General features: G+C 38.9%; 17 protein-coding genes. 5 read left to right on the top strand and 12 right to left on the bottom strand.

Going from position 1 to position 25863, the window contains the following annotated elements; all coding sequences use genetic code 11:
- Positions 1 to 25: 25 nt before the first annotated feature.
- Entirely contained in the window at positions 26 to 451 is a 426-nt protein-coding gene (locus tag AC07VK_RS21655) for a hypothetical protein (RefSeq protein WP_492963825.1), read from the top strand.
- A 176-nt stretch (positions 452 to 627) separates the two neighbouring features.
- On the opposite strand, the gene AC07VK_RS21650 is transcribed toward AC07VK_RS21655, so the two are convergent.
- Entirely contained in the window at positions 628 to 990 is a 363-nt protein-coding gene (locus tag AC07VK_RS21650) for a winged helix-turn-helix transcriptional regulator (protein ID WP_492963823.1), read from the bottom strand.
- Positions 991 to 1089: 99 nt separating this feature from the next.
- Between AC07VK_RS21650 and AC07VK_RS21645 the strand changes: the two genes are divergently transcribed.
- Positions 1090 to 1620 carry an NAD(P)H-dependent oxidoreductase gene (locus AC07VK_RS21645; protein ID WP_492963821.1) on the top strand — a complete coding sequence of 177 codons (531 nt, stop codon included), beginning with the start codon at positions 1090 to 1092 and terminating at the stop codon, positions 1618 to 1620.
- 228 nt (positions 1621 to 1848) lie between these two features.
- On the opposite strand, the gene AC07VK_RS21640 is transcribed toward AC07VK_RS21645, so the two are convergent.
- Together AC07VK_RS21640 and AC07VK_RS21635 are read right to left on the bottom strand one after the other, a co-directional pair.
- Positions 1849 to 2505 (bottom strand): tetratricopeptide repeat protein, encoded by a 657-nt coding sequence (locus AC07VK_RS21640; protein ID WP_492963819.1) that lies wholly within the window; start codon positions 2503 to 2505, stop codon positions 1849 to 1851.
- 752 nt (positions 2506 to 3257) lie between these two features.
- Positions 3258 to 4562 carry a hypothetical protein gene (locus AC07VK_RS21635; protein ID WP_492963817.1) on the bottom strand — a complete coding sequence of 435 codons (1305 nt, stop codon included), beginning with the start codon at positions 4560 to 4562 and terminating at the stop codon, positions 3258 to 3260.
- 319 nt (positions 4563 to 4881) lie between these two features.
- On the opposite strand from AC07VK_RS21635, the gene AC07VK_RS21630 reads away from it, so the two are divergent.
- Complete coding sequence (locus AC07VK_RS21630) at positions 4882 to 5106, top strand: helix-turn-helix domain-containing protein (protein ID WP_492963815.1); 225 nt, start codon at positions 4882 to 4884, stop codon at positions 5104 to 5106.
- A gap of 115 nt (positions 5107 to 5221) precedes the next feature.
- On the opposite strand, the gene AC07VK_RS21625 is transcribed toward AC07VK_RS21630, so the two are convergent.
- From AC07VK_RS21625 to AC07VK_RS21595, 7 genes are all read right to left on the bottom strand, one after another.
- Entirely contained in the window at positions 5222 to 6418 is a 1197-nt protein-coding gene (locus AC07VK_RS21625) for an AbiH family protein (RefSeq protein WP_492963813.1), read from the bottom strand.
- A 22-nt stretch (positions 6419 to 6440) separates the two neighbouring features.
- Positions 6441 to 7214, bottom strand: coding sequence for a DUF5655 domain-containing protein (locus tag AC07VK_RS21620; protein ID WP_492963811.1), 774 nt, complete (start codon positions 7212 to 7214; stop codon positions 6441 to 6443).
- 223 nt (positions 7215 to 7437) lie between these two features.
- Entirely contained in the window at positions 7438 to 8382 is a 945-nt protein-coding gene (locus AC07VK_RS21615; protein WP_492963809.1) for a toll/interleukin-1 receptor domain-containing protein, read from the bottom strand.
- Positions 8383 to 8392: 10 nt separating this feature from the next.
- Positions 8393 to 11239 (bottom strand): type I restriction endonuclease subunit R, encoded by a 2847-nt coding sequence (locus AC07VK_RS21610; protein WP_492963807.1) that lies wholly within the window; start codon positions 11237 to 11239, stop codon positions 8393 to 8395.
- Between the two features lie 7 nt (positions 11240 to 11246).
- Positions 11247 to 12263: an abortive infection family protein gene (locus AC07VK_RS21605; RefSeq protein ID WP_494939825.1), complete on the bottom strand. Its 1017-nt coding sequence runs from the start codon at positions 12261 to 12263 to the stop codon at positions 11247 to 11249.
- A 1-nt stretch (position 12264) separates the two neighbouring features.
- Positions 12265 to 13428, bottom strand: coding sequence for a restriction endonuclease subunit S (locus tag AC07VK_RS21600; protein WP_492963803.1), 1164 nt, complete (start codon positions 13426 to 13428; stop codon positions 12265 to 12267).
- On the bottom strand, positions 13429 to 14997 hold the full coding sequence (locus AC07VK_RS21595; protein ID WP_492963801.1) for a type I restriction-modification system subunit M: 1569 nt from the start codon (positions 14995 to 14997) through the stop codon (positions 13429 to 13431).
- Between the two features lie 596 nt (positions 14998 to 15593).
- Between AC07VK_RS21595 and AC07VK_RS21590 the strand changes: the two genes are divergently transcribed.
- Together AC07VK_RS21590 and AC07VK_RS21585 are read left to right on the top strand one after the other, a co-directional pair.
- Positions 15594 to 16337, top strand: a complete 744-nt coding sequence (locus tag AC07VK_RS21590; RefSeq protein ID WP_492963799.1) for a hypothetical protein — start codon at positions 15594 to 15596, stop codon at positions 16335 to 16337.
- Between the two features lie 1961 nt (positions 16338 to 18298).
- The gene (locus tag AC07VK_RS21585; protein WP_492963797.1) at positions 18299 to 19810 is read left to right on the top strand and encodes a sensor histidine kinase; all 1512 of its coding nucleotides are present in this window, start codon (positions 18299 to 18301) and stop codon (positions 19808 to 19810) included.
- A gap of 1440 nt (positions 19811 to 21250) precedes the next feature.
- Here AC07VK_RS21585 and AC07VK_RS21580 read toward each other — a convergent pair.
- Positions 21251 to 22657 carry a TolC family protein gene (locus AC07VK_RS21580; RefSeq protein ID WP_492956246.1) on the bottom strand — a complete coding sequence of 469 codons (1407 nt, stop codon included), beginning with the start codon at positions 22655 to 22657 and terminating at the stop codon, positions 21251 to 21253.
- A complete protein-coding gene (locus tag AC07VK_RS21575) occupies positions 22644 to 25844 on the bottom strand; it encodes an efflux RND transporter permease subunit (protein ID WP_492963795.1) in 3201 nt (1066 codons plus the stop codon). The genes AC07VK_RS21580 and AC07VK_RS21575 overlap by 14 nt, the downstream gene beginning before the upstream one ends.
- Between the last annotated feature and the right edge of the window lie 19 nt (positions 25845 to 25863).

Genomic DNA, 25863 nt, shown 5'->3' with positions numbered 1-25863 from the left:
ATAGCGGGCGCATTATGATTCCCGCATGCGCGAGAATGACCACCGTACTATAGCGAGCGCCTTAAACCCCTATCCGCCTATCGGCACCTTTCCCCTGAAAGGGAAAGGGCTAAAAAACAAATTACTGCGTCCTGCAATATGCGCCATGCGATCTGCATCCTGCTATCCGGCCTCGGAACTGATGGAAGGAGAAGCAGTTGAAACTTGTGCACAATCTTTCCCTAACCCAAAGAACCAAAACAGAGGCAAGAACGATTTTTCTTCGTTCCTAGCCGCTGTTGCAAATAAAGTTTCGACTAGCTTATCCGACATCAGTTCCAAGCCTTTCAGTTATGCCTTGGTCTTTGTTGTTTTTAACGGCAGGCATGCTTTCGCTGCGCTCAGGTTTGTTTCTTTTCTATCAAGAGAAAAGAAAGAGCCCCTCGGCGGTGGTGAGCCGAGGCAAGACTGAGTCTAGGGCAAAACCTCCCCCAACCCCTCCTGAAGGAGGGGAGTTCCCACCCATAGCTTTAAAACCCAACGATACAAAGTCCTCAAAGACCACAATACCGCTTCTCGCCTGCGCGAGATCCGATAGCTATCGGATGACGACCGTACTATAGCGAGCGCCTAAATCTACCAGGTAAACTACTCCCCTAACAGATTTTTATGTTTTACGCCCCACCTTTCGAGTTCATTAATAATTGGTCTCAATTCCAGGCCAATTTCGGTTAGTTCGTACTCCACCCGTGGCGGAACTTCGGCGTAGATGGTTCGCTTAACAATTTTATCTGCTTCTAATTTGCGTAGCTGTAAGGTTAACATTCGTTCGGTAATATTTGGCAAACGTTGTTTTAACTCTCCGAATCTGAGTTTACCGCTCATTAACCACGAACAGATCACCAAAGCCCATTGCCCGCCGATAATGTTTGCAGAATAAACTTCTAAACACTCATCAGCTAAAGCTTGTTTGTTAGCATAGTTGGTTGAGGTTTCCTTGATTTTAGACATACTTACATTTTTTATAGTACCTTACAATTGGTCGCTAATGTACAAAATAAGCAGTTATGCATTTATTTTTGCGCTTTATAATCATCAAAATCTGTAAAAATGAAAACATTGATCGTAGTAACCCATCCCGATATAAAAAGTTCCCTAATCAACAAGCGGTGGATTGAAGAATTAACTCAATACCCTGATAAATATGTTGTCCATCAACTGTATGAGGCCTATCCTGACGAAAAGATTGATGTATTGGCAGAACAAAAGCTCGTTGAACTACATGATAAAATTGTATTCCAATTTCCCTATTATTGGTTCAATTGTCCCCCACTTTTAAAAAAATGGATGGATGAAGTACTCACCCATGGATGGGCCTATGGGAGCAAAAGCGGCTATAAATTGTCTGGCAAAAAAATCGCCCTGGCCATTTCATTGGGCGTTGAAGAACATGAACTGCGTCCATCAGAAAAGTATAAATATACATTAGCAGAATTAACCCGTCCGTTCGAACTTTCTTTTGAATATGTAAAAGCCGATTACCAACCCCCATTTGCCTATTATGGAATGGAGTATAACACGTCGAAAAAATGGATAGAAGAAAGCGTTCCTTTGTATTTAGATTTTTTAGATTCGTTGTAAAGATTAAGCTAATATTTAACCGCAAAGAACGCAGAGAGAAACCGCAAAGAACGCGAATTACAAAGCTTAGTATTTCCGTCATTTCGATCCGATAGCTATCGGATGAAGCGTACCGGTTCTTCATCGGAAGCGGAATGGAGAACCCGGAAGCTCTGCGAAGCAAAATCTATAAAAAGAGATAGAATTGCAGTCTCTAGTTAAATTAAGATAATTTGGTGGTTCATTAGATTATAGAGAGTTTAGTACATCCTCATCATCAATTTTTCCACTAATCAGCATCTTCACCTCTTCCATATTTTGATAATTGGATTTTTCAAGTGCAGCCAATGTTTGATCACGCTCTTTTTTTTGATGATTCAAATGGTAGGCGATTACTAAATTTGCCAGGACTACAGGGTTTTTACCTAAATCGTCCTTTTCTTTTGCAGTTTCACCTAATGTAACAGCCTTTGCATAATTGTGGCTCTTAATTTCTACAACGGATAGGTTGGTATACACACTTGGGTCATCGGGATTTAGCTGTAGTGCCCTTTCATAATATTTCCTGGCTTTAGCATAATTGCCTTTCATTCTTTCCACAACGCCTAGGCCAACAATGGAACGGCCGCTTTGATCATCTAGCGCAAGCGCTTTTTTATAAGCCTGTTCTGCACCTAAGGTATCATTTAACTCCACGTTAACCATTCCTAAATAAGACCAACATTTAGGTGAATCCGAATGATCCTTCAAATAATTCTTCAACACACCTTTTGCTTTTTCATATTCACCCGCATAGTAAAACTCATTTACCTTTGCAATGGTTGTATTTTCTGGCCCCCTAAAAAGTTTCTTTCCAATAAAAAAAGCTACGACAAAAAATACGACAGCAATTAATTTTTTCTTCATTAATGATTACAGTTAAAATATGAATGATGTCAACAGATAAGACTTTTTAAATATAAAAATAAAAGAGTTGGTAAAAGGTGATTACATTCTTATTCTTTTGCGCATTATTATCTAATGCTACCTGATTAATCGATTTTAGCATGTCGATTTTTATTGCGCTGCTCTCTTTTAGCGAGGTGCCGCATGAAGTGGAAGCGATTTTGCAATCCTAACGGCTTCGATCCTATCGGGCGTGGTGGGTTTTGTGTTTTTGAAATCGGTGAAGAAAGTTTAGGCGTACATTTAACCGCAAAGGGCGCAGAGGGGGAACCGCAAAGAACACGAAGAACAAGCGTTACTTTTTAGCGCCTTAAACCCCTATCCGCCTATCGGCGCCTTTCCCCTGAAAGGGAAAGGGCTAAAAGACAAATCACTGCATCCTGCAGTGTGCACCATGCTATCCGGCCTAGGAAATGATGGAAGGAGAAAACGTTAAAGCTTTTGCACCTCCTTTCAAATTACCACTACCCAGAGGCAGCACGCCCTCCCCGATTTTTCATCGGGGGCTTGTGCTGACGACCTCAAAGCTTTGACGAATTTATCCGACATCAGATCCAAGCCTTGATCTTTTGTTTCTTTTCTATCAAGAGAAAAGAAAGAGCCCCTCGGCGGCGGTGAGCCGAGGCAAGACTGCGCGAAGGGCTAGAAAATAGCAACCGCATTAAGGTTCCCGGCTGCGAGGGGATGACGACCTTATTAGTAATATTCCCCCATTATCTCCGCTTAACCACATACCACCGCTCAATCCCCCCCACATACTTTCCAAAAAACTCCTTATAATACCCTTTCGGTATTTGCACCCTAAAATTTACCCTGCTAAAAAACCAAACCAGTTTATAATCCATTTCAGCCTCAAGCAAATACCACAAATACGTTTTAATCCTATCGCAAACCAAAAACAGCGCAATGCTCTCGCTACTTAATTTCAACAGCTTCCCTTTCACCTTAAGCTTAAGTTCCAGTTCGTAATAATCACCTTCATCCTTTAACACAAAACTTAAAACAGGCACCTCCATAGCAAATTCAACCAGTTTCATATCCCGCATTACAGGTTTGCCCCTAACATTGCGCATGCCATAAGTGTAGAAGTAGTGTGTAAAACGTTGCAGCATCAATAGCGGCAAAGCCTTGTTCCATAACTTTAAAAGTGCCAGCTGGTTAGCATCGTTAAGTTTATTGGTTTCGGCTGCCTTTTCGGGCAGGTGGCCGTTTGCGTTAAAGCGTATGGCAGCTATTTCTTTCATGGCGAAGCAAATGCTGTTCAGCTCCTCCTGTTGTGGCGATAAGCTGATGCCATCCACATCGTGCGGATTAAACACGAAACGTTTAAAAGATTTAACCGTTTTAAGGTAAGCAGTGGCCGCAAAAACATAAGGAATTAAAAAAGGATAATGGTTGCTGTGGAAATGCTGCAGATCGGTATTGGCGAAACAATAACCAATGCTAACCGGTGCCAAACGTGCCATAACCTGTTTATTCAACAACCTTTCACGCGGTACTACCGCTCGTTCCGTAACATCCGGCAAATCATCACCAGGCCTAAACAAACCGCTGAACTTTTTCTTCAAGGTAATGGTAATACCGCCCGGTTTCTTCACCACATCTACATAGCTCGACCGCTTATTGCCCAAAGTAAAACATGCTGGCCAGTAATATTCCTGAAAATCGCAGTAACCACTCCGCATCATGGCGCGCAAAGTAAGGTAAGCATAACGGCCAAGGTAGCTTTCATCAGTATCAACACTACAGCTCACCAGCAGGTTATCGTATTCCACCGCGATGTAAACCCTTGCCTCTTCCCCTTCCAATTTAACATGAACGGTTAACAAACCCTGATCAAAAGAAAGCGATGTTATGGCTACCAACTCAGGCTTTTTACCTACACTGGATGTGCTATGCCATCCGCTAGCGATCCCATCCAACACCGCCAACCTTAACACCCTGCTCCCCTTTTCAAAAGGCAGTTGATAAAACCGCGAAAGCGGTTTCCCTGCAATGGTAATGGATTTAGCTTTCATACTCGTATGATTTTACGAGTCTTGTTGGACAGTAAAGTCCCTAATAATAAATGTGGGACTGCTACCATGGTTACAATAAAGCTCTGACCCCTTACGCTAACATGGATTTACAGCAGCCCCACATCTATTTCGATGTACAAAGATATACATCTACGCATAGATATGGGCATTAATCTGCTGTCTTGCGTTAGCGGGGTCAGAGATGCAACCACAAGACTTTTATTAATACCTAATTACAATACCCTAAATATAGAAATTTATTTCCACTGTTACAAGATCTTATAACAAAAAATGTATTTTATTTTAGTGTATTTATTGAATGAATGAAGAAAGGGATAGAAAACGTTTAAAAACGTTTGGACAGAACTTAAGGACAATAAGAGAAAAACTAGGTTTAAGCCAAGATCAGGTAGTGGCGAATTGCGACTTGACGAAAGGAAACCTAAGTAATATAGAGAATGGAAATAAAGATTTCACGTTTACAACGCTTTTAGAAATAGCAAAAGGACTAGGAATACCCCCAAAAGAGTTATTGGATTTTTAGCAATTTTAATGTATCTAATAGGATGATTGAGACGAAAGATATATTATAGGAATCTGATTGACAATGCTTGTTGACTGATTGGGCTTTACCATTGAGATTGTAAGCTATTGATTTACTACCCCTGTGGAAAAGCATCTGAAGATTTACAGTCTACTATGAGCTTACGCATATGTCCTTTATTACTAAAGTGTTTGCTCACGTTGATGGCTTTATCATGAAAATCACCATTGTAATGAAATAATCGAATAGATTTACAATTTTCATGTTCGAAAATTTCTTTAAACATGGTACGATCTGATAAACCGCAAGAATGGCCCATCACAAAGACCTGAAAGTCATCTTCCCCCAAAAATCTCAATAAATTACGATAATTGGATGTAAGTAAGTATTGATAAGACTTAATGTGCTCGAAAAGTTGGTTGTTGCGATGCTCTTCAAATTCTAAGTAAGTTTTATCATGCTCATCCCCAAAACCAAAGATAATTCGATTAGCTGATTGATTTAATTCGCCATGAATATAATTGATTTTGATCTTATCAAACTTCCCTCTGCTTTTTTTTAACTCCTCTTCATACTTCAACAAAGTATTTGTGTAGTTAAAATTTAAGAAATATAAATGATGTTGGATTTGGGGTGTTATTCGCTTATCATATCCTAGTTTATCAGTTACATCTTTATACGGAATGATAGAATCAAAATCAGAAATTTCAAAATCAGATTTAATTGCCTCTAATAGTTCAGGAATTAATTTAATATCTGCTTGTTCTTGCTGTAGTGTTAAATACTCCTCTAATTTTTGCTTAAGAAAAGCAAATTCACTATTTAGCTGACTTACCTTTTCTTTATCAAACAAGCCATCTTTTGATTTACAGGTCTTTAGTTGGTCGAAATACTCATTTTCAATATCAACCCAATTATTATCAATACAGCTAAATATTAAATGCCTTAAAAATCGAGATTTAAATTCAATTTTATGTGCTACCATATTGACAACCTCATAATATAATGATTGTTGTTCTTGAGTGGTACGCTTTGCATTTTCATTAAGGTAGGAATCTAGATACCGATGCAAAATTCCTTTGCTGTGTAAATATGAACAAACATTTTGCCCATTTATTTTATTTGAAAGGTTTGACCATCGGTAGTAATCGATTGTCCTTATACTTATATAATCATTATCGAATGGGAGATGTTCATAAATCCCAGCCTGCTTAAAACAGCTATCTAAATACCAAAAAATAAAATCCTTATAGCTCGTTTTCAAGCCATGCGCTAGGTCGAAACCATTCCCAACTAATATTAATCTGTTCATTTTGAGGCGTTAATTAATAAATTTAGTTTATAGCCTGTTTAACCAAGCTCATAATGTATTCCAAATCTTTAGTATCCTTAATTACAATTTCATAATCACCATTGCCCCAATGGCCAATACTCGAAACATCTCTGGCTAGTTTTTTAGGATCGTCCAGGTGATTTCTTTTAAGATTTATCCAAAGTTTTAGGTTGCCCTTCAAAATACAGATATCCGTAAATATCTTCCCATTTCTCGTAAAACCAATTTCTTGCTTCTTGGGCTTAATATCTGTATCGTTTGCTAAATTTAAAATAGCGTCTTTAAAGGCTTCGTATAATTCTTTAATCTCTTCACTCTTACCTTGTAAATGATCCTCTTCCGTATAAACTTTAATCTCGTTAACTACTTTTTTCAATTCGGTATCTTCAGCACCCTGAAGCTGTTTAATGCTAGGTGCAGATTTACTTTTTTTAATAGGATTAACCGTTAAAATTTCTCCTTCAAATTGCTTAAGCTCCCAAAGTTCAATAGCCAAGTCTTTAAAGTTAGTGGCTTGTTTCTGGTTCACAGTAAAACCCGGCGATACAAACATGACCTTGGTTTGCGACCAATCTACCTCACTTCTCAACAAACTTTTATTAAAGCGTTCGTTATACTCAATGATAAACTCTGCCTTATAATCTAACATTAAATTAAGGTAAGCAATTCCCTGATCTACCACACTGTTGCTATTGTTTTTTTTATATTCAATAATCACAAATGCTTTAGCGGTTTCATCAAAAGCCAAAGTATCCAATCGGTAATTCTTAATCATAAATTCAGATTTAACCAATATTAATTGTGTAAGGTCGAATAAACTTGCCTCGAATATCTTTTGTAAATCCTTTTCTAGCTTAAAAGGAATTTCTTTAAGTATTGAAAGACTTGTTTTATTTTTCCTAAAAAGTATCATAGCTTAGCGTCAATCTCGTTTTAAATGGTGGGCAAATAATATTAATAATTGGATGATAACTTAAACATTTTTGATAAATTATCACCTAAGAAACCCCAACCTGATCAATAAAGTCTTTCCAAATTATTTCAGAAACATCAATTGGTGTTAATTGCCTCCCCTCGTTCTGTTGACGAAATCCATATCCATCACGTTTTGTCCAAAACTGACTGTACTCGTCAAATGCAACATTAAATAGCTTCTCCAATTGTATGCTTGATTCATTGGAGATGTCGGAAAAGGAATATTGAAGATCCCCAAATTGCATTTGTCTCCCATTAATTAATGAAACTGTTAAGTAAGAATCTTTGAGGTTAGCGCGGTTAGAAATTAAACATGTAAAAGAGGTATTATTCTGCTTTAAAAATTTTGCCTGTATATTTTCAACATCATTAACTTCTTCAATTGAAGATTTGAAATAAGAAATAATTTTTTTGAAACTTTCCTCTGTGAAATTCACCTTATCAACCTCGCTAAAGGTTTTCTTTACTTTATAATTTCTTTTAGCTACTGGAGTATTCGATTCATTTGAATTATCGTCATTGACTAAGACTTGTGGTTTTTCTGCCAACAACCGACGTAACTCATCAACAACATTTAAAAAACCAACATTCTGATTAGTATATTCACTTATTGGCTTCCCATCTTTAGGAATCGCTTTCAATTTTCCAAATGGTGTTTTTTGCCAGTCACAGGGTTCAACTATAATTGGCACGATGGCAAGCTTTCCCTCTTCCTGCAATTTTAATGCAGATTGAAATTCCCTTTCATAACAATAATGAGATGCAATATAATCAGGGCTAACCAGCGAAATAAATAATTGAGAAGATAATAAAGCCTCTTCTATATCAGTATCTAAATTGCTTCCAGCATTTATCTCCTGATCTGTCCACTCAGAAATTAAATTATCTCTCTTTGCTTGTGCGAGATGCACTTTCAATCGTTCTAAATACTGTAGATCTCTATGGCTGTACGATATAAATGCTTTCATATTTTAATTATTAACTAGCAATTCCACTAATAAAGGTATCCACAAATGACAATATTCTTCCGGTTATCCTTTCTGCAATATTCCCCCTCTCTTTTAGTGATGGACGAACTTTAACCATGCCTATTACTTCGTCTCTTAAAGGTGTTTTTTCCGTAAATAGGTATTGCCCAATTACTTCTTGCAATTTCCGCTGATCTAGATTTTCTTCTTCACTCATTTTTTGCAGTGCACTCTTTCTCTCTTCATCCCAATACACTTCAAAAGCTTCCGGAACCTCATCAGAATCATTTATGTGGGGAAGATTTTCCAGTATAAACTTTTCTATCAATTCACGTTTGCTACGCAACTGTGCATCCCCTGTCATAATTTCAATTAATGCTTTCCGTTGTTTTTCCTGATCTTCTGGGCGGGCATCTTTTAACTTTGCCAACAGTTTCAAAATGTAAGTGACATTAATTTCATCTCGATGAATCAGCTCTAATTCAAAATCTATATCATCTAATATTGAAACTCTTTCCTTTTGATTCTGACCTTTTGATTTCTCATATAAATCAAGATACTTGCTTTTATAATCTTCAAATTGCTGAGCGCTCATAGAAAGTTGATCAAAACTAAATTCAGTAAATGTAGTCAGTACGTTTTTTAAACGCATCAATTCCCTAAAGGCCTTTATAAATTCCAGTTCTTCTTCTTCATTTCGCAAATCGTTTACACTATCAACCGTTGGTACAATTTTTAATAATTCGATATAAGCAGTATTGAATTTAGCAACATAATTCTCATAAGGTTGCATAATAATTTCATCCTTTGCATTGATATTGGAGAAAAGTGTAATAGCTTCATCTGTAGCTTCTTTAAGATTTCTGAAGCAAACAATATTACCTTGAGATTTCACTTCATTCAAAATACGGTTCGTACGCGAAAAAGCTTGTATTAAGCCATGGTGCCTGAGGTTCTTATCTACATATAACGTATTAAGATATTTACTATCGAAACCTGTTAAAAACATATTTACCACAAGTAACACGTCAATCTGCTTATGCTTTACCCTTTTAGCAATATCATTATAGTAATTATAAAATTGTTTACTGTCTTTACTGGTATAGTTGGTTCCAAACTGTTGGTTATAATGCTGTATGAAATCTTCTAAATCATCCCTACTATGTTTTGAAACGTATTCCACTTTTGGTTCAGCAGCCATGGTAAATTCTTCATCAGAAACAAAGCCCATGGCATCTTTATCATCCTCGTTTGTTTGATAAGAAAAAATAGTTGCTATTTTTAATTGATGCTGTCCTTCATCTTTCTTTTTTATAAAAAGTTTGTAATAAGCAATCAGCGCGTCTACGCTCGAAACACAGAATAAACCTGTAAATTCTTTACTATGGGTTTTACGACTATGATTGGTAATAATATAATCAGTAATGTTAGCCAAACGTTGCGGTGCATCCATTACTTCAGTTTCATCTATTGCCTCCACTTCTATATCAAGGATGTGATCTTTCTTTTTAAATGTACGGATATACTCAACCGAAAACTTTAACACATTCTCATCCCTAATAGCATCAGTAATCACATATTTGTGCAAGCAATCTCCAAAAAGCATCCTGGTAGTGCGCTTTCCGTATTCGTTTTTCCCCGCATTCTCCTCGAAAATAGGTGTACCTGTAAAACCAAATAATTGACAATTTTTAAAGAAAAGTTTAATGCTTTCATGAGTTCTTCCAAATTGACTACGATGGCATTCATCAAAAATAAAAACAATACGTTTTTCTTTCAAATCCTCCATTCTACTCAAATATCTCACTTTGTTAATTGCAGTATTCAATTTCTGAATTGTGGTAACAATAAGTTTGTTGTCTCCGGCTAATTGCTCTACTAAGGTATCCGTATTGCTGGTACCATCTATACTACCTTTTTTAAAGCTGTTAAATTCTTGGCTGGTTTGATAATCCAAATCTTTACGGTCAACTACAAAAACTACTTTATAAACCTCTTTTAAGTTGGTGAGAATTTGTGCGGCTTTAAAAGAAGTTAAAGTTTTACCTGAACCAGTGGTGTGCCAAATATAACCATATTTAGAAGTCGTTTTTACTCTTTCAACAATGTTCTCAACAGCATAAAACTGATAAGGACGCAGTACCATTAATACCTTTTGCGTTTCATTGAGCACCACATACTTGGTAATCATTTTAGCAATATGGCAAGGCTCCAGAAACACTTCAGAAAATGCAGCCAGTTGTGTAACTAGTTTGTTTTTTTCTGTTGCCCAATAAAAAGTTTGTTTGAAAGAGCGGGCTTTGATTGGGCTATTTGAATAGTATTTAGTATTTACTCCATTACTGATAATGAAGATTTGAATGAACTGAAATAAACCCTGGCCTGCTCCATAAGAATGGCGTTCATAGCGATTGGTTTGATTGAAAGCTTCTTTCAATTCTAACCCACGGCGTTTTAGTTCTATTTGCACTAAAGGTAACCCATTAATCAGTATAGTAACATCGTAGCGATTTTTATAGCTACCCACCATACCTATTTGCTGAGCAACTTGGAACTCGTTTTGGCACCAGTGTAGCTGATTAATAAGTTCTACAGTTTTAGATTCGCCCATATGATTTGTATATGGTACACGATCTCTTAATATTTTAGCTCTTTCAAAAATATTCCCTTTGTTAATATAGTTAAGAATTTGCTTAAAATCTTTTTCGCTTAGAATGCATTTATTATGTTTCTGTAATTGGATCTTGAGGTTTAATAATAGTCCCTTTTCATCATAAATAGTAGCTTTCTCATAACCCAATTCTTGTAGTTGGGAAACTAAATTTTCTTCTAATATTTGTTCGGGTTGAATGGTCATAATATTCTCAAATTGCTTTTATTTCCTCAGCCCATTCTACAATCTTTTTTTCTAACTCAGGTAGAGCAGTTCTCATTTCTCGAAGATTCATTTTACCTCTGTAAATCTTTCTTATATCATCTCTTAATGGCGGTCTATCATCAGATAAATAATCACTAATCAATTTACCAAGCCCCTCTACTGTGAAAGAATTAGTTAAAGCTATAGTTGCCAGTCCATTTTTTCTTCTTTCCGTCCAAAAATTATATTCGTTAAATGTATTTGTTAAATCTGAAATATTAACTTCTTCAGAGTAAGCATTAGTTTCTTTTAATTTATTTTCATCATCTGATTTTATTTCGAATTTACTATTATCTATATCCTCTATAAGATTTTCAGTTTCATTCTCTTTAATTTTCAAGTATTCATCGTGATATCTTAACTCATATTCATCATAATCATTCTCGTATAGGACTTTGCTATATCTGGCTTTTCTAATAGGAAAATCTATGCTTTCATCTAGATATGAATTGTAAGATAAAGTTTCCGAAGAATCATAAATTAATCTTTCCTTGGAAGTTAAGTCTATAGTAAAGTAATGTTCTAAAATATACTCCAACATACTCTCCGTCATACTCATTACTGTTGTAGCTAATTTTGCAGAACTATAGACAAACTTTGGTGCCATACGCCCATGTGAAATATCTCCTCTTCTATTTCTTATTTCACCTAAAACCTGGATTATTCCCGAGAACCTAGTTACAAAATCGCCTTCAATATCATTACATTCTTCTGAAAGGACTTTAATGGCATTTTTGAAAACCTTTGGCAGATCGTCATCATCAATGTTTCTAATGTTTCTTTTATTATCTAAGTTTATTATTATGGTTTTAGAAATACCTTCTATAAGAGCTTTGCAACTTTCTATACAGATGTCTGGATTAATATTTTCATGTTCTTCTATAAGATCAATAATTTTGAAATATTCTCCAAAATTACTATGTCTATCTAGATTACTCATTATGATTGATCTTGTTCTTTTCATTTTAGACAAACATCTTCTGTAACAATCCTTTTTTAAATTCTTTTGTTCTATCTGTTAAAAAACTAACTTTCTCAATTAATTCATCTATGGAAGATAAAAATGAAGCTATCTTTTTTTGTTCCTTTGGATCAGGAATTAAGACTTTTTCTCTTGAATAATCTTTAAAATAAATATGCGGTATGGTACTTCCAGTAACATATCTGCTAAAATTAACGTTTGATATAAGGAAATATAAAAAGTGCAAATTATTATTCTGTAAAGGTTTAATAATATCTAAAGTACCTAAGACAGATGATTTAGCTTCACATAGTAAAATTCTCCCGACTCCAGCACCATCTTTTACAATAGATATATATGGGTCTTTTTCTCTGTAAAAATCTACACTTTTAAGATAACCAGTGGCTCCGTAAACTTTAAATTTACCGGTATTAGTTTCTAAGCTGTTGGCAGATATATTGGATGACTGTTTTTGACAAACCTCGCCTAATTCGCTTTCTTCCCAATTCGGAAAATCATTACCGTTTTCATCCTTAAATCTAATTTCTTGACTAAACAACTTTTGCATCAGGCCTTTTTTATATTTTTCTAAAAGTGATTTCTTTTCTTGAAGAATGTTTATGCGCTTGTCAACTGCAATTAGAAAATTTGCTATTTTTTGTTGTTCAGTTATATTCGGTACATTAATTTTAAGTTTTTTAAAATAAGGTAGACCAATCGTTTTTATTGTCGAACCGATTGCTATCCTTTCGAACTCTGGTTTTAAAATTTGTAGCACATAATATAAGAACCAATTATTTGATTTCAAATCATCAGAAGTCCAAGTTATGAAATGTTGGCTTACAGCCATGTCTTCTGCCATAACAGCACTTTTACCAATGCCAGCGTCTCTCGAAAGAATTACTGTTCCTTTAGCATGTACAACGGCGGATGAATTTTTAATCCCTTCCTCGCTAATAGAATATTGTGTGTTATATATAAACCCATTATCTAAACGCTTACTGTCGGCTAAAGAAACCCATTTAATATCTCCCTGATAATAATTATCGTAACTTTTATTTGGAGTGTGACCAGAACCCCGTACAGCAATATCTTCTAATAAACAAGTATACCACGGTCCCTTGAATTCCGGAAATCGTAATTCGGGTATTAATTTATTTTCAACCATTTAAAATGGGGTTTCGATATTTAACTCTTTACAAAATTCACCTATATTGGCATTTACTTCAAGTAATTCCGTTTCTATTTTTTTTAAACTATTAGAAATTATATCCAATTTAATTTGTTCTTCTATTTCAGACGTATTGACATAACGAGGGATATTGAGGTTAAAATCGTTATCATTAATATCGCTTAAATTCACCACTCGACTATATTTAGCAATGTTCTTACGATTAATATACGTATCTACAATACGCATAACATCTTCATCACGCAAAATATTCTGATTACCCTCTTTAATAAAATTCCCTTCGCCACTTGCATCAATAAATACCACATTGTCATCTACTTTGCGGCATTTCTTTAATACCAAAATACATGTTGGAATTGATGTCCCATAGAAAATATTTGCTGGCAAACCGATAACTGCATCTATAGCATTACGTTCCTTGATTAAATACTTACGTATTTCTCCTTCAGCTGCTCCCCTAAACAATACTCCGTGAGGAAAAACACTAGCCATTGTACCATTGTCCGCCAGTTGATAAAACATATGTTTTAAGAAAGCATAATCAGCTTTAGTTTTCGGAGCAAGTCTACCATATTCGCTGAAACGTTCGTCTGAATTATATAATGGGTTTGCTTCACCCTTCCAATGCGCAGAAAATGGTGGGTTAGCAACTATAGCTTCAAAACGCTTATCTAAATGTCTTGGTGTTTCTAGAGTATCTTCGTGTTGGATATCAAACTCCCTGAAATGTACATCATGTAAAATCATATTCATTCTTGCCAGGTTATAGGTTGTACGGTTCTGTTCCTGCCCGTAAAATTCACTTACATCTGCCTCCTTAGCTACCCGCAATAGCAAAGAACCAGAGCCACATGTAGGGTCATAAGCTGATTTGATTTTTGTTTTACCCGAAGTAACTATTTTTGACAATATTTTAGACACCTGTTGTGGCGTATAGAATTCTCCTGCAGACTTACCTGCGCCAGCCGCAAACTTGGCAATTAGGTATTCATAAGCATCACCAAGCACATCTGAATCAATCTCTTTTAATCTAAAATCAATTTTATCAAGATTAACGAGTATCTTAACAATAATTTCATTTCTTGCTGCAACAGTTCTACCAATTTTGGTGGAGTTTAAATCTATATCCTCAAACAAAGCATTAAAATCTTCTTCAGATTCTGTTCCCATTGTACTCTGTTCAATATGATTGAGCACAGCTTTTAAATCCTCTAAAATGTAATTGCTTTCATCCTCTGTATCTGCATTGCCTTTAGCAGCCAGAACAGAAAATAATTCAGATGGTTGTAAATAATAACCAAGTTTTAATAAAGACTCTTCTTTTATGGCGATTAAAGTTTCTTCATCTGTTACTTTTTTAAAATCAGTTACGGCCTCTCCCTCCAGCAATTCATTAGCATATAAATATTGTTTTTCTGAAAGGTATTTGTAAAAGATAAAACCTAATATGTAATCACGATAATCATCTGCACTAATTTTTCCTCTTAATAGGTTTGCAATTCCCCATAACTGACTCTCTAATATTTTTTTTTGGTCTTCTGACATAATTCGGATTTTCTCCAATTTCAATAATAAATCAGAAGCTAAACTACAATTAAAATATTTTTATTTACGCATTATCTGTAATTGATTGTATAGCAGGCTGCTCCTCATAAATAACAGTTAAAATCTTCGCTATTTATGAGGTTATGAACAATGTGGTGATAAAAGCACAGCAACTTCTCAGCCACTGCGCTTTTAAAATTACATCCCGATTAAGTGGTATGGCAAGGTTTAGAACAATGGATACATCCATTAATCCGATTTAAAAGAGGATATTTTCTCTTCGCTTCAGCAACTGCTGGTGCACAAGAACTAAACACCCCTAAGTAATCATAATTTTGTGAAGGATAATAATACTTGCAGTCATCCTTGTGAACTTCGTAATCGCCATTGGGCTGTTGGTTCAAATTTAATCTGTAACTGGCCATAAGATTTGTTTTTAAATTTATTGGCTCAAACCTCCCCAATTCTACCGACCATTCCCTACGGTTTCCCGTACCTCCACAAAAAAAAATCAACCTATCTTTTTAGTTGTAAAGAAAATAATATTAACTTAATGCCAATTAATCTATTTTATTTACTTTTTAAAATTACAAATTATGTCTAAAACGAATGAAACCGGCCACGCCAAAAACGTAGCCAATTTCGAAACCCTTTTGAGTTATGTAACCGGTTATGGTGCGGTGTACAACCCCAGCAATGCCAACATCCAGTTAAGCAGTTTAACCGAAAAGGCCGCCGCAGCCAAAACCATTAACGAGCAGGTGCACGATGCTGCCGCTAAAAACAGCAATGCCATAGCCCTGCGCGATCTGGCTTTTGCGCCCTTAAAAAAGTTGAGTACCCGTGTGCTAAGCGCCGTTAAGGCCAACAGTGTAGCCCAACAGGTATTGGATAATGCCGTAAGCCACCACCGCAAAATACAGGGGCAAAGGGCAACGGCCAAACTCACCGCCGAAGAAAAAAATAACCTGGCCGCCAGCGGTACGGTGGTTAACCAGGTTTCGGCCTCGCAACAAAGTTACGATAACCTGCTCAATACGTTGGATAAGCAGATTAAACTCTTAGCCACCATACCGCAGTATTCCCCTAACGAGGTAGATTTGCAGCTCGCCAGCCTCACCACTTTATATAACGATTTATTGCAGAAAAACCGCGATGTGATAGCCAACAGCTCGCAGTTGAGTACCCTACGCATTAACCGCAATAACGCGCTGTACGATGCAGAAACCGGCATAGTTGCCCTGGCTCAGGATGTGAAAAATTACGCAAAATCTGTTTTTGGGTCAACCAGCCCCCAATACAAACAGATTTCGGGTATCCCGTTCCGGACCCTGACCTAAAACACCCATAATACCCTAAAAAAATCATCCCTATTTATTTCCCTATTTCCATTTAACAAGCACCAAACGGGTTGCTGTTTCTTTTTTATGCAATGTTTAACGGTAAAATGGCTCATTGCATCTCCTGAACTATCTCCTATAACTGCTAAACTACCTGCTGCAACGGCTGAACTGTCGACTGCAACGTCTGAACTAACGACCGCAACGTCTAAACTACCGACTGCAAAGTCTGAACTGTCGATTGCAACATCTGAACTACCGACTGCAACGGCTGAACTGTCGACCGCAACGTCTGAACTAACGACTGCAATGTCTGAACTACCGACTGCAACGTCCGAACTACCGACCGCAACCTCTGAACTGTCGATTGCAACGTCTGAACTATGCATTAAGATTCCCGCCTGCGCGAGAATGACGGCCGTATTATAGCGATCGCCTTAGCCTGCAATATGCTCCACGCTATTCTACTCCATGCGATCAGTACCCTGCTACCTGGCCTCGCAGATTTCCGCCGGAAAAAGCACGGAAATCTTTGCAGTTCCCCCTCATACCCCATAACCCAAGGCAGGATCAAAGCGGGAGCGGTTGGATAAGCAAGGGTAAGAGCCTCGATACTGCCGCTATCAAGATTTCCGTAGGTTTTTACAAGGAATTGCGCAGCAATCTTTTATACCTATAAAAACAACATGATCAGATAAAAAACGATGCAAGCCTTGATTTATGCCTTCTTAGTCGTTGTTTTTATAGGTAGTCATGCTTTCGCTGCGCTCAGGTTTGGTTACCTTTTTATCAAGAAACCTGCGAAGCAAGCTTGAAGACCTTTAAAAACAAAAATCACTACTGAAAAAAGGTAAGAGCCCCTCGGCGGCGGTAGACCTGTACCGATTTTCATCGGTAGCCGAGGCAAGCCATGAGCCATGGACAAAGATCTCTCCTCCAAAGGAGTTCCTTCGGAACGCTACGGTTGAGATGACGAATTGATCGAGGTAGAATGACTTAATGATAAAAACACTATTAATGAGATTGCTTCGTCGGCTGAAAAAGCCTTCTCGCAATGACGAATTCATCGAGTTTTAAATAACGCGAATGATTTCTCTTCTCCCTGTTATCCGGCATAGCAGATAGCCAACGCTTTAAGATTCCCGCCTGCGCGGGATCCGATAGCTATCGGATGACGACCGTATTAGAAAGTTCGAGATGACGACCCCGCGTGCCCCTCATAGTTTCAGAGAGAATAAATTTACGGATGCCTGTCTCTGCTCAATGCTATCTGCTCCCTGCTATCTGGCATAGGATATGATGGAAGGAGATCCTTCGACTACGCTCAGGACGTTAAAGCTTTTGCACCCCCTTCGATCTACCACTACCCCGAGGCAGCACACCCTCCCCGATCCTTCATCGGGGCTTGTGCTGACGACCTCAAAGCTTTGACGAATTTATCCGACATCAGATCCAAGCCTTTCAGTTATGCCTTGGTGTTTGTTGTTTTCAATGGCAGGCATGCTTTCGCTGCGCTCAGGTTTGTTTCTTTTCTATCAAGAGAAAAGAAAGAGCCCCCTCGGCGGCGGTAGACCTGTACCGATTTTCATCGGTAGCCGAGGCAAGCCTGAGCGAAGGGAAAAAATGCACACTATTAACCTAACTTAAAAGATTTCTCCACTACGGTCGAAATGACGGATTGTTCGCGATAACGGCAATTAAAAGATCCTTCGTACCTCAGGATGACAGAAAATAATGAGGCAAGACCGAGCGAGAGGCAAAGAATAGCGCGCGCTTTAAGGTTCCCGCCAACGCGGGATCCGATAGCTATCGGATGACGGACTGATCGAGGTAGAAATGACTTAATGGTAAAAATGGCAACTTATTTTATCCCATTTCAGTTTCTGTAAATAATCTACTCGATTAAATACTAATTTTAAGACAAAGACCATTATTTTTTTAGCATTTTAGTAGATTTGAAGATGGAAAACACCAATGAAGCGGGAGATAAAGGTCAGGGAGTTAAAATTTCTGCTGGTTCAACGGGAGATGATCACCTGAGTTCGCTTTCGCTCCTCAATGCCATGCCACAACAGGTTTGGACGGCAGGAATTGATGGTTACATCAATTATGTAAATGAAACCATTTGTCGCGATTTTGGTTATCCACAGTCGGTAATTATTGAGAATGGTTGGGAAACCTTTGTTCATGCTGATGATCTTTCTGAGAGTTTAAACCGTTGGCAGGAATCGTTAAGAACAGAAAAAGAATATACGCAAGAATTTCGTTTACGCTTTGCAGATGGTGCTTATTACTGGCACCTGGCCAGGGCCGTATTAATCAAACAGGTAAATAAACCTTCCATTTGGGTAGGTACCAATACCAATATACAACATCATAAAGATATTGAATCGCGCAAGGATGAATTCATCTCCATTGCCAGTCATGAGTTAAAAACGCCGCTAACTTCTATCAAAGGTTATAACCAAATGCTGCTCCGTAAGGTAGAAGGGGGTGCAGTACGCGATTTTCTGCTCCGGAGCGAAGGCCAGCTCAACAGGCTCGAGAAATTAATCAGGGATTTGCTTGACGTTAGTAAAATCAATGCCGGCAAGATGCTGCTCAACATCGAAAGTTTCGATTTCTCGCGTATGCTTCGCGAAGCCATAACAGCCATGCAGCAGCTGGCGCCAAATCATACCATTATTTTAGAAGACAACCTGCAGCTTGAGTTTAGTGGCGATCTTTACCGGCTCGAACAAGTGGTACAAAATTTCCTGTCAAACGCGGTAAAATATTCACCCAATGCCGATCGTGTACTCGTTTCCACCAGCTTAAAGGATGGCAATGTAATTGTTTCGGTAACCGATTTCGGTATCGGTATTGAAAAAGCACATTTAGGCAAACTGTTTGAACGTTACTATCGCGCTGATAATTCTTCTGCACGATTTGATGGCCTGGGCTTAGGGCTGTTTATTTCTGCAGAAATTATAAAGCGCCATGGCGGAAGCTTTTGGATTGAAAGCGAACTTGGGAAAGGCTCCGTATTCTCTTTTAAACTTCCTTTAGATCAGGGCCAACCGATACTGCCAGAAATAAAAATAAAAAATCGATATAAAGATCAATATCTCAGTATTTTCTGCCCTGAAGATGAAGACATTATGTATGTAGAATGGGTAGGCCATCAGGACATGCGATCGGTTAAACATGGTGGTGCGTTGATGATTGAATACCTGAAATCTAATCCGCGTTCAAAAGTTTTTAATGATAACCGATTGGTTTTAGGTACCTGGTCTGAAGCTTCCGACTGGGCCGCAGCAGTTTGGCTGCCTTTAATGGAACTTGCAGGATTAAGATACTTTGCGTGGATTTTCTCTACGAGCGTGTTCAGCCAGTTATCTGCCCAGAAAAGTGTGGATAATGATGAAAAAACGGCTGAAATCCAGTTTTTTCATCAGGCCAACGAAGCAATAGAATGGCTTAAGAATTGTTAAACGGCGAACCGAGGCAAGCCCGGGCAAAGAATAGCCAACACATTAAGATTCCCGCCTGCGCGGGAATGACGATTGTGTTAATGTTACTGTAAAAATATTGGTAGTGGTTAATTGTACAGAGATCCTTCGCTGCGCTCAGGATGACAATACCTTCTACAACCACGAAGACATCAGGAACACCAAGCAATACCTGGTAATCTTAGTGTCTATGTGACTTGGTGGTTAAAAAACATTGCTAATTAGATTTCTCCATTGCGCTGCGCTCCAGTCGAAATGACGGATTGGTCTCGATTGAGATATGGTAATTGATTCTCTGCGCCCTGCTATCCGGCCTGGCAGTTTTTCGTAGAAATAAGCATTGAAATTCTTGCACAACCCCACAATACACCGCTGCCCAAGGCAATATAAAGTCCCGATTCTTCATCGGGGCCTCCATATTGCCGCAATAAGAATTTCGATAGCTTAGTTCAAGAAAGGATGCAAGCCTTTCAGTTATGCCTTTGTGTTTGTTGTTTTAACGGCAGGCATGCTTTCGCTGCGCTCAGGTTTGTTTCTTTTCTATCAAGAGAAAAGAAAGAGCCCCCTCGGTGGCGGCGAACCGAGGCAAGCCTGAGCCATGGACAAAGATCTCTCCTCTAAGGAGATGACGAATTGATCGAGGTGGAATGACTTAATGATAAAAACACTACTAATGAGATTGCTTCGTCGGCTGAAAAAGCCTTCTCGCAATGACGAATTCATCGAGTTTTAAATAACGCGAATGATTTCTCTTCTCCCTGTTATCCGGCATAGCAGATAGCCAACGCTTTAAGATTTCCGCCTGCGCGGGAATGACGACCCCGCGTGCCCCTCATAGTTTTAGAGAGAATAAATTTACGGATGCCTGTCTCTGCTCCATGCTATCTGCTCCCTGCTATCCGGCCTGACAGATTTTCGTAGGAAAAAGCACGGAAATCTGTGCAGTCCCCCTCATAACCCACAGTCCAAGGCAGGATCAAAGCGGGAGCGGTGGAATAAGCAAGGGTAAGAGCCTCGATGCTGCCGCAATTGAGATTTCCGTCGCTTTTTACAAGGAAGGCTGCAAGCCTTGATCTTTTGTTTCTTTTCTATCAAGAGAAAAGAAAGAGCCCCCTCGGCGGCGGCGAGCCGAGGCAAGCCTGCGCAAAGGAAAAGAATAGCCAACGCTTTAAGATTCCCGCCTGCGCGGGAATGACGAACGGTGTTTGTAATCTGGATAACGGAATAATTTTGGTACAAATCGCAGATAACCCATAGTAGTAAGATTGCTTCGTCGCTCCTCCTCACAATGACGGAATTGATGTTACGATGACAGCGCCAAACAAAAAAGCACCAAGAACATCGCGCTCTTAGTGCCTAAATTTATACACAAGCCTATAAAACCTTAAAGATGTTATAGGCTCATATATAGTATTTTACAAATTAATTCCATCCGCCGCCTAATGAGCGGTACAAACCAACAACTGCATTTAGCTGCTCTGTTTTAATCGTGGTTAACTCCAGCTCGCTCTGCAATAAATTGCCCTGTGCGGTAATCACCTCTAAATAGTTAGCCATACCACTTTTAAACAACAAACTTGCATTTCTTGAGGCCTGTTGTAAAGTCTGCGCTCTTTTTTCAGCAATGCTGTATTGAGTTTTTAACTTCTCTACTTTCGTTAACTCATCAGACACTTCGCCAACCGCATTTAATACCGACTGACGGAACTGTATCACCGATTTCTCACGGTCGATTTTAGCCAATTCTAAATTGCTTTTTAACTGCCCTCTTTGAAAAATAGGTTGGGTAATTCCTGCTCCAACCAAACCGAACAACGATGCCGGTACATTAAACCAATTGCTTGCTTTAAAAGAGTTGATGCCTCCGCTTGCGGTAATCACCAGCGATGGATATAAACTGGCTTTCGCTACACCAACCTTTGCATTGGCAATGGTAAGCGCCAGTTCAGCACTTTTAATATCAGGCCTGCGGCTTAACATCGATGAAGGAAAACCTGCGTTTAAATCCTGCGGAATATTCATTTTATCTAAACGGCTCTCGCGGTTAATGGTTTTAGGCAAAGTACCGATCAATACACTTAAAGCATTTTCCTGTAAAGTTACATTTTGCTCTAAACGGGGGATCAACTGTGCTGCATTTAACTGCTGTGCCTGCGCCTGCTGTATCGCCAATGAAGTTACCTGACCGGCATCGAACTGTAAATTGATAATCCTTAAGGTACTGTCGTTCAGTTTTAAGTTCTTTTTCGCGATTTCCAATTGCGCATCAAGCATTAACAGGTTGTAATAACCTTGCGCAACATTGGCCACCAAACGTGTCTGAACGGCTTTACGTGCCTCTTCTGTCTGCAAAAAACTGGCTAAAGCGCCAGCTTTTTGGTTACGGATTTTACCCCAGATATCGGCTTCCCAAACCACACCCAGATTAGCATTGTAATCTTCGATGTGTGTTGAGCCTGTAAACTGGTTAAGGCTTAAACCATTTAAACTGTTATCAGACGGACGGCTTGAACTTGCCGCCACCTGCAATTTCAGTTCAGGCAGATAACCCAATTTCGATTGTTTGAACAATACTTCGGCTGCATCGATATTTTTCAATGCAATCTGCATATCGTAATTTTTAACCAAAGCTGTATCAATTAAATTCTGAACAGTAAGGTCGTTGATAAAACTCTTCAATGGCATACTGCCAACACTCGAAGAATCTTTAGGCAATGAATTTCTGAACAAGCCAGGCGCAATATTTGGCAGGGCTGTATCTTTCGAAACCGAACATCCGCTCCAGATTAAAGCAAGGAGCAGGATGGTAATGATATTAAACCGTTTCATAAACTACATGATTATTATTTACAGGTTCTCCATGGTGGTGAACAACCTCATTTCTTGATTTTTTTGATATTTTTTCCTGTAAAGCCTGGAAGATGACAAAGAGTACCGGAATGATGAACAAACCTAAAATTACACCCGATACCATACCACCTGCTGCACCGATACTGATGGAGTGGTTACCCTGTGCCGATGGACCTGTTGCAATACTCATCGGGAACAAACCAAACACAAAGGCAAGTGATGTCATAATGATCGGCCTGATCCTCAATCTTGCTGCTTCTATAGCCGAATCAACCAAACTGAGTCCCGCCTTTCGTCGCTGCACGGCAAACTCCACAATCAGGATGGCGTTTTTAGCCAGCAAACCGATCAGCATAATCAGCGCTACCTGTACATAAATGTTATTTTCGATACCGGTTAAGCCCAATACCACAAACACACCGAATACACCTGTAGGGATAGATAAAATTACCGCCAATGGCAGGATATAACTCTCGTACTGTGCTGATAATAAGAAGTAAACAAACACCAAACAAAGCAGGAATATCACTGTAGACTGTCCGCCTGAAGAAATCTCCTCTCGTGTTTGTCCGGAGAATTCGTAAGCATAACCGGTTGGCAATTGTTCTCTGGCGGTTTCTTCTATCGCTTTAATCGCATCACCAGAACTGAAGCCTGGTTTAGGGATCGCATTTACCTCGATAGAGTTAAACAGGTTATAACGCGAAGCCGTTTCAGAACCATATACACGGGTTAATTTAACCAGGGTACTGATCGGCACACTTTCACCGTTCTTGTTTTTCACAAACACACGATCAATACTTGCAGGATCGGTACGGTCGGCAACATCAGCCTGCACCACTACACGGTAGTATTTACCAAAGCGGTTAAAATCTGATGCCTGCGCAGTACCAAAATAAGTCTGCATGGTTTGCAGGATATCTTTCTTGCTTACGCCCAACTGATCGGCCTTTTCGTCGTTAACATCCAATTGTAACTGCGGATAATCTGCTTTATAAGAAGTAAAAGCATAAGCAATAGCCGGTTTCGCCATTAACTTTCCAATAAAGTTATTCGCTACACCACTAAATTTATCCAGCCTGCCATTCGTTTTATCCTGTAACATCACGTTCATGGCCTCCACGTTACTAAAGCCCGGAACCGTAGGGAAACTGAATACAAAGAAAGTACCGGCAGATATGGCTGCCATTTTAGCCCTTACAATATTTTGGATCTCATCGATATTTTTTACCGCCCCTCTTTCCTCGTTTGGTTTTAACAATAAGAAAATCTGACCAGCTGAGGGACTGTTGGATGCGGTTAAAAAGTTGTAACCAGCCAACGACATCACAAATCTTGCTGATGGCATAGCCCTTAACTCTGCTTCTGCCTGTTTTAATATTTTATTGGTATTGGCTAATGATGTTCCCGATGGACTGGCAACAGCGATAGCCACAAAACCCTGATCCTCTGTAGGAATAAAGCCTGTTTTTGTTCTGCCTACCAGAAAAATAGTAACCAAAACGATTAGGGCAAGTCCGCCCATGCTGATCCATTTGTTACGGATAAGCACTTTCAAACCGCCAACATAACGGTTGGTCATATAATTGAACCCACCGTTAAAGCCTGCATAAAACTTTTCTACAAAACCTTTTTTAGGCGCGTTATGACCGCCTTCGGCATGTTTGTTCTTTAAAAATAAGGCCGCAAGCGCAGGACTTAAAGTTAAGGCGTTAACAGCCGAGATAATGATGGCGATGGCCATGGTTAAGGCGAACTGTTTGTAGAATATACCTGTAGAGCCGGTCATAAAGCCAACCGGTAAAAATACCGCTGCCATGACCAATGTAATCGATATAATGGCCCCGGTAATTTCATTCATTGCCTCGGTGGTTGCTGCCCTCGGACTAAGCGAAGGGTTTTCTTCCATTTTGGCATGCACCGCTTCTACTACCACAATCGCATCATCTACCACAATACCAATGGCCAGTACGAGTGCGAACAGGGTTAAAAGGTTAACGGAGAAGCCGAACAACTGCATGAAAAAGAAGGTACCGATAATTGCCACCGGAACCGCTATAGCCGGAATTAAAGTAGACCTGAAATCCTGAAGGAAGATAAATACAACGATAAATACCAGTAAAAAGGCTTCTATCAAAGTGTGCTCCACCTGATTGATGGATTCATCAAGATCGGTTTTAGTACGGTAAAATTGGTTGAATTTAATACCTGCAGGGAAATCTTTTGATAGTTTCGCCAACAGTTTATCAATGGCAATCTGGATTTCGTTGGCATTAGAGCCTGATAACTGGATTACACCAATGGTAATCCCATCATGTCCGTTTAAACGGTTAACACTACCATAACTATAAGCACCCAGTTCTACACGGGCCACATCTTTTAAACGTAATATAGAACCATCAGAATTAGAACGGATCGCAATATTCTGATATTCCTCTGGTTTGGTCAGTTTACCTTTATATTTAACGATATATTCAAATGCCTCACTACTTCTCTCACCAAAGCGACCAGGTGCTGCTTCCAGGTTTTTGTCCTGAATGGCGGTGATCACTTCATTGGGTGTAATTTTGTAAGTGGCCAATTGACTTGGGTTTAACCAGATTCGCATCGAATAATCTTTAATACCGCCAAATACACTGGCCGAACCTACACCCGGGATACGTTTAAGTTCGGGAATAATATTGATCTGCGCATAGTTATTTACAAAAACGGCATCGTATTTTTTTGGATCTTCTGAGTAAATACCGATGGCACCAATAAAGCTGTTTTGCTGTTTGGTAGTGGTGATACCATATTGTACAACCTCTGCAGGTAACTGGCTTGTGGCCTGCGAAACCCGGTTTTGCACGTTAACCGCTGCCTGATCGGGATTGGTACCCTGTTGAAAGTAAACGGTGATGGCCAAGGTACCGTCGTTACTGGCGCTGGAGGTCATGTATGTCATGTTCTCTACACCATTAATTGCTTCCTCCAATGATGGAGTTACCGAACGTAAAATCGTTTCGGCATTGGCCCCTGGGTACACTGCGGTTACCAATACCGACGGAGGTGCGATATTTGGAAAGCGCTCTAAGGGCAACTTTGTTAAGCCCAGTATACCAACTATTACCAATAAGATGGAAATAACAGTCGAAAGTACAGGCCTGTCTATAAATTTCTGAAACATGACTTTTTAGATTTTATGT

It is taken from the genome of Pedobacter sp. GW821-FHT01D05 (genome assembly GCF_059422505.1).
The sequence above is the reverse complement of the archived record's forward strand: the minus strand, read 5'-3'. Positions and strand labels throughout refer to the sequence as shown.

Bases quoted from the DNA above. Each gene is read 5' to 3' on its own strand.
- AC07VK_RS21625 (WP_492963813.1), bottom strand. From the start codon at position 6,418: ATGAACAGATTAATATTAGTTGGGAATGGTTTCGACCTAGCGCATGGC.
- AC07VK_RS21605 (WP_494939825.1), bottom strand. From the start codon at position 12,263: ATGAAAAGAACAAGATCAATCATAATGAGTAATCTAGATAGACATAGT.
- AC07VK_RS21610 (WP_492963807.1), bottom strand. From the start codon at position 11,239: ATGACCATTCAACCCGAACAAATATTAGAAGAAAATTTAGTTTCCCAA.
- AC07VK_RS21615 (WP_492963809.1), bottom strand. From the start codon at position 8,382: ATGAAAGCATTTATATCGTACAGCCATAGAGATCTACAGTATTTAGAA.
- AC07VK_RS21640 (WP_492963819.1), bottom strand. From the start codon at position 2,505: ATGAAGAAAAAATTAATTGCTGTCGTATTTTTTGTCGTAGCTTTTTTT.
- AC07VK_RS21620 (WP_492963811.1), bottom strand. From the start codon at position 7,214: ATGATTAAGAATTACCGATTGGATACTTTGGCTTTTGATGAAACCGCT.
- AC07VK_RS21590 (WP_492963799.1), top strand. From the start codon at position 15,594: ATGTCTAAAACGAATGAAACCGGCCACGCCAAAAACGTAGCCAATTTC.
- AC07VK_RS21580 (WP_492956246.1), bottom strand. From the start codon at position 22,657: ATGAAACGGTTTAATATCATTACCATCCTGCTCCTTGCTTTAATCTGG.
- AC07VK_RS21600 (WP_492963803.1), bottom strand. From the start codon at position 13,428: ATGGTTGAAAATAAATTAATACCCGAATTACGATTTCCGGAATTCAAG.
- AC07VK_RS21635 (WP_492963817.1), bottom strand. From the start codon at position 4,562: ATGAAAGCTAAATCCATTACCATTGCAGGGAAACCGCTTTCGCGGTTT.
- AC07VK_RS21650 (WP_492963823.1), bottom strand. From the start codon at position 990: ATGTCTAAAATCAAGGAAACCTCAACCAACTATGCTAACAAACAAGCT.
- AC07VK_RS21595 (WP_492963801.1), bottom strand. From the start codon at position 14,997: ATGTCAGAAGACCAAAAAAAAATATTAGAGAGTCAGTTATGGGGAATT.
- AC07VK_RS21645 (WP_492963821.1), top strand. From the start codon at position 1,090: ATGAAAACATTGATCGTAGTAACCCATCCCGATATAAAAAGTTCCCTA.
- AC07VK_RS21655 (WP_492963825.1), top strand. From the start codon at position 26: ATGCGCGAGAATGACCACCGTACTATAGCGAGCGCCTTAAACCCCTAT.
- AC07VK_RS21575 (WP_492963795.1), bottom strand. From the start codon at position 25,844: ATGTTTCAGAAATTTATAGACAGGCCTGTACTTTCGACTGTTATTTCC.
- AC07VK_RS21630 (WP_492963815.1), top strand. From the start codon at position 4,882: ATGAATGAAGAAAGGGATAGAAAACGTTTAAAAACGTTTGGACAGAAC.
- AC07VK_RS21585 (WP_492963797.1), top strand. From the start codon at position 18,299: ATGGAAAACACCAATGAAGCGGGAGATAAAGGTCAGGGAGTTAAAATT.